General features: G+C 54.9%; 6 protein-coding genes. All 6 read left to right on the top strand.

The window, feature by feature from the left end; all coding sequences use genetic code 11:
* Window positions 1–2: 2 nt before the first annotated feature.
* The 6 genes from J2736_RS15235 to J2736_RS15210 all read left to right on the top strand — a co-directional run bounded on the left by J2736_RS15235 (window position 3) and on the right by J2736_RS15210 (window position 11,215).
* Entirely contained in the window at window positions 3–1,040 is a 1,038-nt protein-coding gene (locus J2736_RS15235) for a glycoside hydrolase family 88/105 protein (protein ID WP_310499453.1), read from the top strand.
* 206 nt (window positions 1,041–1,246) lie between these two features.
* Entirely contained in the window at window positions 1,247–3,562 is a 2,316-nt protein-coding gene (locus J2736_RS15230; RefSeq protein WP_310499452.1) for a helix-turn-helix domain-containing protein, read from the top strand.
* Window positions 3,563–3,815: 253 nt separating this feature from the next.
* Entirely contained in the window at window positions 3,816–4,772 is a 957-nt protein-coding gene (locus tag J2736_RS15225; RefSeq protein WP_310499451.1) for an ABC transporter permease, read from the top strand.
* 18 nt (window positions 4,773–4,790) lie between these two features.
* Window positions 4,791–5,666 carry a carbohydrate ABC transporter permease gene (locus J2736_RS15220; RefSeq protein WP_310499450.1) on the top strand — a complete coding sequence of 292 codons (876 nt, stop codon included), beginning with the start codon at window positions 4,791–4,793 and terminating at the stop codon, window positions 5,664–5,666.
* Window positions 5,667–5,739: 73 nt separating this feature from the next.
* Window positions 5,740–7,305: an extracellular solute-binding protein gene (locus J2736_RS15215; RefSeq protein WP_310499449.1), complete on the top strand. Its 1,566-nt coding sequence runs from the start codon at window positions 5,740–5,742 to the stop codon at window positions 7,303–7,305.
* Between the two features lie 100 nt (window positions 7,306–7,405).
* Window positions 7,406–11,215, top strand: a complete 3,810-nt coding sequence (locus J2736_RS15210; protein ID WP_310499448.1) for a fibronectin type III domain-containing protein — start codon at window positions 7,406–7,408, stop codon at window positions 11,213–11,215.
* The last annotated feature ends 72 nt before the right edge of the window (window positions 11,216–11,287 follow it).

The following is an 11,287-nucleotide window of genomic DNA, read 5'->3' as shown; positions in this document are numbered from 1 at the left end:
ATATGTCGCGCAGTTTGGCTACAATTATTGGGCAAGTCTCGCAAGCGACGAGGCGAATGCCGATGGCGGAATGGAACTGGAGCGAAGGCGTAGCCCTGTACGGTTTGGTTTCGTTGTGGAAGGCAACAAAAGATGACGCGCTGCTGCAATATTTGAAAACGTGGATTGACGATCAATTGGTGCAAGGGCGTGTATTCGAAACCGTGAATGCGACGGCTCCGTGTTTCTCGCTAATTGAGCTGTATGTCGCTTCGGGCGAATCGAAGTATGCAGAGATTATCAAGTCGAGAACCGATTTTCTGATGCACAGGGCGAAGCGACTGGAGAATGGCGCATTCGAGCATACGCTCGTGGAAACGAACTTCGGCGGGCAGATGTGGGTAGATACGCTATTCATGGCCGGTTTGTTTCTGGTGAAGGCAGGGCTGCTATTCGAAGATCGAGCGGCGGTTGAGGAAGGACTTAACCAATATTTCCTGCATGTGCGTCATTTGCAGCAGGAGAACGGCTTGTATTATCACGGCTGGGATGAGGGCAAGAACGGGCCGATCGGCTGCTTATGGGCGAGGGGTAACGCATGGGCGGCTATTGTGTCGGCGGAACTGCTCGTGCTGCTTCCGGATGCAGAGCCGGCACTGCAGGAGATTAAGGATGTTTTGACTCGGCAGTTGGCTGGCTTGTTGAAGTATCAAGACATGTCAGGTTTGTGGACGACGGTGATTGACGATCCGAACACGTATTTGGAAACGTCCGCCGCTGCCGGCATTGCGTATGCCATAAAGCGAGCGCTGCACTTCGGTAACGTAAACGAAGCCCATACGGCGATGGCCGACCGCGCTGCGCGAGCTGCGCTTGCACACGTGGACTGGGAAGGCGTGTTCCGCGGTGTATCCGCTGGAACCGGGGTACAGAAACACGCTGGCGAGTACCACGTTATTGCACAGCATCGGGCGGAAGGTTACGGACAAGGTCTCCTGCTGATGCTGCTGTCGGCGATGCTGACCGAAAGCGACAGCGTTTCGGAAAACAGGGGATCCTAACATTCCATCGTGTAGATGATGTGCAAAGCCATGCGTAAATAGCACGCGAACAAAGAGCCCAAGAGCACTTGGGCTCTTTGCCATGCCTTTATTTGGCGCGGGAGAACGCTTCCGAAAATATGAAGATGCCGATGAAAACCGATCCCTGCTATAATTAAGCCGCACAGACCAACCATCCTGATGGAATGAAGAGCGGTGATAAGCCTATGAACCTTTTTCGTAAACTGATTAGACAACGACAAATTGCCTTGCTATTGCTTTTTTCCATCGTGCCGGTGATCGGTTTCGGAACGTTCAGCTACTACACCAGCCTTCGTCTGATCGAAGCGGAAGTGAAGCGAACGTCCGAGGTAGCGATTGCCCAGATGAAGGAGCAGGTCGACCAGTTGCTTCGGCAAATTGAAGAAGTGACGGGACAATTCTCCTTGCAAGCGGGGATGCTTCAATTCGTCAAAATCCAGGAAGCCCCAGCGCTTGGCACGCTGCAGGCGGTCAACGATATTAGACGCGATCTGGCTAATTTCTCATCTTCGATTCATGCGGTTGATTCGGTTTATCTCTATCACCGTAAGCAGAAGCTCGTGCTGACATCGAACGTGCTGTTCGACCTGGACAGCTTCCCCGATACATCCTGGCTGCCTATCCTACGGCAAGCAGCGGTGGAACGCAAAACGAAGCTGTGGATTACGCCACGCGCAATGAGCAGCGATGCAGGCAAAAATCCGGAAGCGCTTACGTACATTCTCCCATTGCCCTATTTCTACGAGGAGCCGGATGCGGCGCTTGTCGTCAACGTCAAGACCGGCGTCATCGCCGATATGATTCGCTCCTTTCCTTTTGACAGTCGTGGCGGCTTGCTCGTCTTGTCGCCCACGGGGCAGACCATTGTGCAGGCTGGCCAGCTCCGCCTGGAGAAGCCCGACACGATTGGCACCATGCTGACCACAGGCACTTCTCCGGAAGACAGTCGGCCGGTCAAGCTTGATACGGAAGTCGGTGCCATGTACGTGACGACCGAACGCTCGGCAGCATACGGCTTCCTCTATGCCATGCTGATCCCTGCAGATGCAGCTTCCCACAATGCGCAATTGCTTAAAATATGGATTATTGCCGCAACGGCGGCGCTGTCGCTGTTGTCGCTGTTTGTTGCGTATTTCAATGTACGACGGTTTCAGAGCGGTTTGCGGCATATTTTCCTAACCCTGCGCGGCAAGGGAGAAACGGGCGGTGACGACGATCGGGAGCCGTTCGATGCCGACTACGCGGAAGGTTTCGCCCGAATCGAGAACGGCATTGCCGCATTGATCAAGGAAATGGGGGACGTTCGCTCGCAATGGAGCAGCCAGCTGCCGGTGCTGCGCGACCATTTCCTGATGTCAGCGCTGCTTGGCAACAAAGCCGGCATGGACCCTTGGCTGCGTCAACAGCCAGCCGAGACGGAGCTCTTTCCGAATCCTGTGTTTTGCGTGCTTGTGGCCGAGATGGATGCGACCGGCGAGACCTCTCGTTTTCGCAGCGAAGAAGATACACGGCTTTTCTTGTTTGCCGTCGCGAATATTTCCCAGGAATTAATGCGGAACAAGTTTGCAACGGAAACGGTCATTTCCCGCCAGCATGTAGCCGTTATTCTGAACATGCCGATTCTTGAAACCGATCGTGAAACGGTCAGGGCGGCGGAGTCGATTCGCTATGCGGTTTCGTCGTACTTGAAGCAGACGGTGACAATTGCTGTCGGCAGACCGATTAGCGATTTCCGCGAGCTGTCTGTCTCGTATCAAGACGCGGTGCATGCGCTTCAGGAAAATTGGCCGAAAGCGGGCAATGAAGTCGTTCGTGGAGGGCAAGAACTGGAGACACCCGTCTCCGTGCCATATCCGGCCGAATGCGAAAGCGCGCTGCTCGCGGCAATTCGGGAAGGTGACCGCGTTCAGGCGGAACGGGAACTGAATGATTTTTTTGATGGGCTCAGCAGCAGTCGTCTTCCCGTTGCGCTCATTAAAACCTATGCGATGCAACTGCTCGTTTCTGTCATTCGCTTGTTGCAAGAGTATGATCCCGATCTGATGCAGACCTTTCCGGGACGGAGTCTGTACGCCGAATTTGCTCAATTGAACGCCTCCCTTGCCATGAGCGACTGGTTCAGCGAGACTGTCATAGCACCGGGAATCGACTTTCTGAATGGACTCAAGCGGCTGCGGATGGAAACCATTATGGAACGGACGAAAAAATTGATCGAGGAACGGTATGCGCAGGACTTGTCGCTTCAGCTCGCCGCCGATCAGCTAGGTATTTCCCCCTCGTATTTGAGCGAGTTGATCAAGCAGCACTGGGGAGAAACGTTTATCGCGTACGTTACTCGTTACCGGATTGATAAAGCGAAGAGTCTGCTGCTCAAAACGGAGCTAACGATCGCCGACATTGCCGTCGAAATCGGTTATGGCAATGCCACACATCTCATTCGAGTATTCAAAAAATCGGAAGGCATGACGCCCGGTGAATATCGCCAGCGGAGTCGTTCCTGATCGCACCGTATGCGCCGCAGCCCCCAACGCTGCGGCGTATTTCCATTTTATCCGCCACGAAAATGTGATGATTGCGTTGATATCGGAAGCAGCCGTAAGCTGATGACATCGGCAAATCGATGGCCGCATACGGCATTCTGCGGACCAACAGTCCGACAACCACATTGCGGCTACTGTTGAACGAACATGGCAAGACACGCTGGTCGTGTACAAAGGAGGATCGAACGTCATGCACAAAGGAGGAGTGAACAAGATGGAAATACGGCGCGCGATTCCAAAGACCGGAGAGTCGGGCAAGACAAGCAGATGGCAGAGGCAATGGCGCGTCTATAAACAGCACCGTGCGCTAATTGCAATGCTGCTGCCTGGATTGGCATTATTTCTGCTGTTTAGCTACGTGCCATTGTACGGCATTATTATCGCGTTCAAGCATTTTCAGATTACAGAGGGCATTCTCGGCAGTCCTTGGGCCGGTTGGGAGAATTTTGAACGGTTGTTTAAAGGAAACGGCTTCGTGAATGCGCTTCGTCATTCGGTGCTGATTGCTTTTCTGAAAATGGTGTTTGTGTTTCCGGCGCCGATTGTACTTGCGCTGCTGCTCAACGAGATTCGGTTAACCTGGTTCCGGCGGACGATTCAGACAGTGACGTATTTGCCGCATTTCTTCTCTTGGGTTGTGCTCGCCGGTATTCTGTTCCCGTTTCTCGGCAGCGATGGCGGATTTAATAAACTGCTCAGCTTTTTCGGCATTTCGGAGCAGTTGTGGCTGCTGGAGCCGGACTATTTTTACGGCACCATCGTGCTGACCGACATCTGGCAGTCAGCCGGTTGGGGGTCCATCGTTTATTTTGCGGTTCTGGCATCCATTGATCCCAGTCTCTACGAGGCTGCGATTGCCGATGGGGCAAGCCGCTGGCGGCGCATCTGGCATATTAGCCTGCCATCGCTTGCGCCGACCGTTATCATTATGTACTTGCTATCCATTGGTCACTTCTTGTCGGTCGGCTTTGATCAAATTTACAACCTGATGACGCCGCCTACTTCAGGCGTAGGGGAAATCCTCGATACTTATGTGTTACGCCGGCTGCTCACGATGGATTACGAGCTCGGTACCGCAGCGGGGTTGTTCAATTCAACAATTGGCCTGACACTGGTGCTTGTTGCTAATGCACTCGTCAAGCTTTATGACAAGGAGAAGGGACTATGGTAGCGGAAAGGAGGAGAGATTGTGAAAGCAACTTGGGGCGAGCGAACGTTTGATGGGATCAATGCTATTCTCTTAATACTTTTTGGACTTACGACGCTGTACCCGTTGCTGTATATCGTTACGCTTTCGTTCAGCACGCCGGCGGATGCGATGGCGATGAAATTTTATTGGTTTCCGCTTCATCCGACGCTAATGTCATATGAAAAGGTGCTGTCCCATCCGGATCTGATGTCAGCATACGTCAACACGGTGATTCGGACCGTCGTCGGCATCGCGATTTCGCTGACGATGACAGCGATGATTGCGTATCCCTTGTCCAGACGCTCGTTTCCGCATAGGAAGATGATTATGAAGCTATTCGTCTTCAGCATGCTGTTCAGCGGAGGCACAATTCCGATGTTTTTACTGGTGAAAAATCTCGGCTTACTTAACACCCTATGGGCGCTCGTATTGCCTGGCGCGGTGTCGGCCTTCAATATGATTGTGATGCGCAATTTTTTTGAGGGGATCCCGGCCGAAATTATCGAGTCGGCACGCATCGACGGCGCTTCAGAGATGAGGGTGCTGCTGCGCATTGTGCTGCCGTTATCCGTGCCGGTGATGGCCGTCATGGCGCTTTGGGTGGGCGTCGCACACTGGAACCACTGGTTTGATGCGCTGATCTACACGCAAGACAACCGATGGCAAGTACTGCAGTTGTTCTTGCGCAGAACTGTCGTCGATGCGACGGTGTCGCTGACACCAGGAGAAGACATCAATCGGATTCGCGAGGAATATACACCGGAGTCGCTCAAGGCGGCAACAATCGTGGCCGTGACGCTTCCGATTTTGTTCCTGTACCCGTTCATCCAGCGTTATTTCGTCAAAGGCATCATGCTCGGTTCGGTCAAAGGCTAGGCCTTGGGCCTTGCGTTACGGGACTGACATGCCGATATAAAACCATAACCATATCCATACAGGAGGTTACGAGATGTTTGCAAAAAGAGGGGTAAAAGGGTTAACAGTGCTAGCCGCAGTCTGCTCGTTGGCGCTTACAGCATGTTCGAACGGAGGGGGAACGACTACCTCCACGGCTTCGCCGAGCGCAGCAACTTCGGAGCAAGCCAAGCCGATAGAAATTAAATGGATGGTGCCATCGGCGGATTTGACGCCGAATTCCCGAACTGTCCAGGTATTGCAGGAGAAGTTCAACGTCAAACTCAACTACTATTCGATTCCGCAAGCCGACTACGTGCAGAAACAGCAAATTTTGCTTACTTCGGGCGATGTGCCTGACGTCATGTTCATTTACGATCCGAATCAATTATTCAAATATGCAAGTCAAGGTCTGATTGCTGAGATGCCGGTAAAAACAATCGATCAGTACGCGCCCAAAACGAAAGGCGTGCTGGACAGCTTTGCTAAGCAGGGCTGGTTCTATTCGAATCTAAACGGCAAAAATTACGGCTTGCCAACCACGTACTACACGGGTCAATTCAATGCGAAGCAAGGTTGGCGGATGGATTTGCTGAAGAAGGCAGGCGTAGACAAAATTCCGGAAACAATTGACGAAATGACGGCTGCTTTCGCTAAGCTGAAACAAATCGGCGTGTACGGCATGTCGACCAACGGCAACTCGTACTACTTTCAATTCTGGTCCGTATTCGGCGCTTACGGCGTCATGCCGACGCAGTGGATGCTGAAGGACGGCAAAGTTGTCAACGGCGCGGTCGTGCCGGAATCGAAGGAAGCGCTAATATTGCTGGCAGACTGGTACAAAAAAGGCTACATCGATCCGGAATTCGTTACCGGTAAAGATCTCGATAAGAAGCTAGTTGAAGGCAAGGTGGCCTATACGCACAGTACATCTATGGCTGCGTTCGACGCGAGCAACCCGCAATCAGCGCTGTCCTCCATGAAAAAAATTGCCCCGGATGCGGATTTCCAAGTGGCTCCGCTGCCAAAAGGACCGCGTGGTCAACAAGGCGGCTGGGCATGGGGAACGGCGGGCAGCGTTTTCGCCTTCGGCAAACAGATGGAGCAGCAACCGGAGAAGGTCAAGAAAGTGCTCCAAATCATGGAAGCGATGCGCAATGACGAGCAGGTGTTCATGGATGCCGGCGTCGGCGTGAAAGGAACGCAGTGGGACTATAACACGCCGTCCGACCCACAGAGCGGCATTAAGTTCCTTCCTCCTTATGACGATGTCGCCAAGCTTGCGACCGAGGGGTTGAAAAATAACTTCGACACGCTGTTTGCCGGCGGTCCGGCTCCTGCGATTTTTGAGAAAGCACTAGGGAAATCGAGCGTTGAACTACTAAATAAGTACAACAAGCCGGTATGGGACATTTTTGGCAAATCCGATGTGCTACCGTCTTCAGGCAAATATTGGGCCGACTTGACGAAGCTGAAGCTGGATATTTACGCCCAGATTGTGCGCGGTGACAAGCCTATTTCGTATTTCGACGATTTCGTCAAGCAGTGGAATGACATGGGCGGTGCCCAGTTGGAGAAGGAAGCGAACGATCTTTACAAAACAGTTCAAGGTGGCAAATAACGAACAGCTATAATGGCGGCGCGCGGCGGTGCGCCGCCGTTTGCATTTCGTCGAAAGCGGCGGAACGTGTCAGTTGAGCGCAAACAGGAGGATGACTGGGATGGAAAGCAAGCCTATTAGCATAAAGGATCACCTGGATAAGACCGGATACGCATGGCCGTCGACGCTGCTCAGCTTCGTCAGACCAGACGAAGAGGCGGCGGCTGAATCGGTCTGGCTCGCAGACGGGGACGGGGACGCGGTGCCGTTTCAATGGCGGCGGACGGATAAGGAATCGTTGTTATGCCTGGTTGCCGATCTTCCGACGGGAGCTGAACGAAGATTCGAATGGCGCAGCGGATCGGCACCGGCGAAGGGAACGAAATACAGCCAAGTGACGCTCGAGTGTGAAAGAGGGAGCGTTCTGGCTAATAACGGTCGACTGAGCGTGCGGTTTGCAGAAGGCCGACTTGAGGATGGAGAGCTTTTTACGCTGGGATTGGATGGCTTCGCGGTGGAGGGAATCGCCCGCATTGACAGCGGTGGCCGTAAGTTGGTTCACGCGGAAGGGCGTGTAACGGGGAGGGGGCCGGTGTTTGCCGAATGCGAGTTTGTATGCCGTTTCGAAGAGGGGGCAGAGTACGCTGCGACGGTATCGGTTGCCGCAGGTATGGATTACATCGAGCTCCGCGAGCGGATGTCCGGTTGTGCTGCCGGCGAGCGCATGATGCTCGTCATCGAATGGCGATCGTTTGCGCCGCATCGCCGATACACGAAACCGCGCAGCGCGGAGCCGATCGATCGTTATGTAGACGGAAATGGTGAGCTGCCGTTCCGAGTGAAGCCTTACGACAATGCGGTATGCTGGCAGCAGGCGAAAGGAGCTTCTTTCACCGACGGAGCTGTCACTGCCGCTGTATTCGTCAAAGACAGCGGCTTCTGGGATGACGGCAAGTATGCGTTATGGGGATCGCCTCCGTCACTGGCGCTCCGATTCCGTTGGACGCGGCGCCGCCGGACACTCTGCTGGGAGTATCCTTTGGAAGAGGGCACACGCTGCACGGCGATATCGTTATATCCGACGCAAAAAGATGCTGCTGAAGCGGAGGGGGCTTATGTCGATGAGCTTTGGCTGTGGCACGAACTTCTCTCGCTCGACAAGGTGAAAGATTGGACGCTGGCTTGGGAAGAGTGGCAGTCGGAATATCCGCGCTTATTCCGCTACGATTGGCTGCCGCAGCGGATGCATACCTGGTTCGGCTACACCGCAACGAAGCCGACGCCAGGGGATATGGAAGCGATTATTGACCGCTTGTCATTTTGCCTGCACAATCCAGGTGATTTAAGTCCGGTGGCTGCGCGTGAATTTTATACCTGGGCTTCTACATTCGATATGGCTGCCCCAGCGATGACGCCTAGCCAGTTCGACCGAATGAAAGCAGTTTGGGCATTTATGGCTTATACGCATAATGAGGAGGCTTTCATGCCCGTGGACAATATGCTGGCCGGGCATCCTAATTTTCTCGTCGACGTGAGAAGTGTTCCCGGACTTATGGCTGCGCTGTTTCCCTCGCATCCCGCTGCGCGCCACTGGAAGGAAGATTTCGAGCGGGCGATGGCACGGAATGCGAAGTACCACGTCCGCCCCGATGTGGCTTCCTGGGGGACCAAAGGGGGGCGACATACGGAGAATTTGGCCTGTTACACGCTATACAATTTAAAAGCGATGTTGAATCCGGTCATAGCGCTTCAGCGGGTATGGGGTGAGCATACGATTGCTTATCCGAATTATACAAAGTGGTTGTCATGGCTGCTTGGTGCGCTCACGTCCCCGGTTGAAGGCTTGCGTCACGTACCGTCGCAAGGTGCGCACGCAGGCGGGCACGTCGACGATTATGCTGCGCCGCTGACACTGCGCTCAGCCGCATTCGGCTTGCGCGCCATCGAACCGCTGCTGGCCGAACATCTGCTGCGTGTAAGCCCGGCCGATGCACGGGTCTACGCGGAGCGTCAGCCGAATACGGACGTCTGGCGCGCTGCGGACGATGCGCCGCACGAAGACAACACGGGTACGCGGCCGCCTCTCCGTTCGGCGGCATACACGGGGTATGGCTTCGTCATGCGGGCTGCGGTCGGTGAGCCGATGGAGGCTTCGGTACATTTGCAGCAGATCGACGAAGGGCCGAATTATCGTTGGGGGCGGGCAGGGCAAGGCGGCTGCGGCGTTATCAACTACTATGCGGATGGGAAGCGGCTCAGCTTCAACCGGAAGGAAGACGTTGGCGACGATAATATGGGCGATGTGCAGGCTTGCTGCAACTTCGGCGTTCTTTACGGCCACGAGTTTCGCAGTATCGGGCGCAGTGAATTGACTGAGCCGCTGCTCGATCTCGCATTCGCTAAGTTCAGCCGCGTGCTTGCGGGACAGTATGCCAGTCCTGCCTATCATTCACGCAGTGTGTTGATGTCCGGCAGCGACTACATAATTATCTATGACCAGGTCGGCGACATGCGAGTCCGAGGACGGTTCGCTTGGTTCGTTCACGAGCGCGATCCGTTTCCTACGATTTGTCAACTGAAACCGGGCGTATCCGGTTACGACGCTGCGCCAGGCATTCCGGCCGAGGTTGGGCCGGGCGCTTACCGTAACGTCAACGACGAGTCGAAGGGAAAATATTACGACGGGAACGGCCACTTTCTGACCTTGATTTCCCCTCATGGGAAGGGAGACTATGGTTATTTGCTCAGCGTTCAGGCTACTGCGTACGGAGCCATGGTGACACTGAACGATCGGCGCGACTTCGTGTTTCGAGACGAAGCTGCCATTGCGTTTGATGAAGGCGGTGTTGTGTTTACCGGTCATGCCGGGCTTGTTCGCCAGTACAGCGCTGATAAGGTAGAAGCAGCGCTATTCATCGGCTCGCGTATCGGTGCTGCCGGCGTAGTTCTGGATATAGCTGCCGTGGATGCGGACGATGAGGCTGACGGAGAGGTGCCGCAAGCAGGCTTCTCCTTTGTCCGCAAGGGCCCCGTACTTAGCGGCGGGTACGCCGGTCGCGGTGGAGCTGTTGTGACACTGAAGCTACCTGCATCTTTACGCGGCGCGGCGTTCCGGCTGTACGTCGACAGCGTGCTGCTGGAGCCGCTTTCGGCTGATGAAGGTGGCGTCTCGTTTTACCTGCCAGCGGGGAATGGCCGGTGGGAGTGGACAGATCGACTGCCGAGACCAGCTGTCGTACAGATAAGCGGGTACCAGGCGTCATCAAGCTTGGCTGAACTAGTCTGGGATGCAGCCGAAGGGGCGGACAGCTATGAGATTGCCGTCAGCGAGGACGGCGGCGCGAATTGGACGGTCGCGGCATCAGGCATCGTAGGCGAGTCGAATCCAGCGCTTTCGTTGCGTTGGCCGCTAGCCGGGACAAACGGCACGAAGCGCCATGTGCGGATAAGGGCCGTCAACCGTGATCAGGCGGGGTCTTGGAGCGATGACTACCCTGTCTACTTCACTGGGGCATCTCCGGAGCGAGCAGACGGGCTGAGAGTGACGCGAACAGGCCTCGGCTTCCGATTGACATGGGGCTGGCAGCTGGGCGCAACCCGCTATCGCTTGTACCGCCGAGAGCGCGGCGAAGGCGTGTATGCCATTGTTTATGAAGGCGAACAGTCCGCGTACGACGACACGACGGCCGATCCGGCAGGTGTCTACGAATACTGCGTTGCTGCCTGCAACGGCAATGGCGAGGGCATTTCTTCAGCGCCTCGGGACACCTCTTTCGGCGGGTTGGCCGACTGGGATCCCCGTCCGGACGAACGGTTTCGCCGTTATACGCGCAGCCACGAATATGGCTATCATGGGTTTGATCACTGGGCGAATGAGGAGAAGCCAGTGCTTCGGTACCCGGAATTGGACGGTTCGGAGCTGGGCAAATAACCGTTGTCGTGTTGCGGTGGTCGTAATCACTACGGCTCCTGCAAGGAACAGATGCCCACAAAGAAAAGGAGC

It is taken from the genome of Paenibacillus qinlingensis, from assembly GCF_031455095.1.
GTDB lineage: Bacteria > Bacillota > Bacilli > Paenibacillales > NBRC-103111 > Paenibacillus_E > Paenibacillus_E qinlingensis_A.
This window is presented reverse-complemented; position numbering and strand designations above follow the sequence as displayed.

Excerpts from the sequence above, each read along its gene's own strand:
- J2736_RS15225 (WP_310499451.1), top strand. The coding sequence starts at position 3,816 with ATGGAAATACGGCGCGCGATTCCAAAGACCGGAGAGTCGGGCAAGACA.
- J2736_RS15230 (WP_310499452.1), top strand. The coding sequence starts at position 1,247 with ATGAACCTTTTTCGTAAACTGATTAGACAACGACAAATTGCCTTGCTA.
- J2736_RS15210 (WP_310499448.1), top strand. The coding sequence starts at position 7,406 with ATGGAAAGCAAGCCTATTAGCATAAAGGATCACCTGGATAAGACCGGA.
- J2736_RS15235 (WP_310499453.1), top strand. The coding sequence starts at position 3 with ATGTCGCGCAGTTTGGCTACAATTATTGGGCAAGTCTCGCAAGCGACG.
- J2736_RS15215 (WP_310499449.1), top strand. The coding sequence starts at position 5,740 with ATGTTTGCAAAAAGAGGGGTAAAAGGGTTAACAGTGCTAGCCGCAGTC.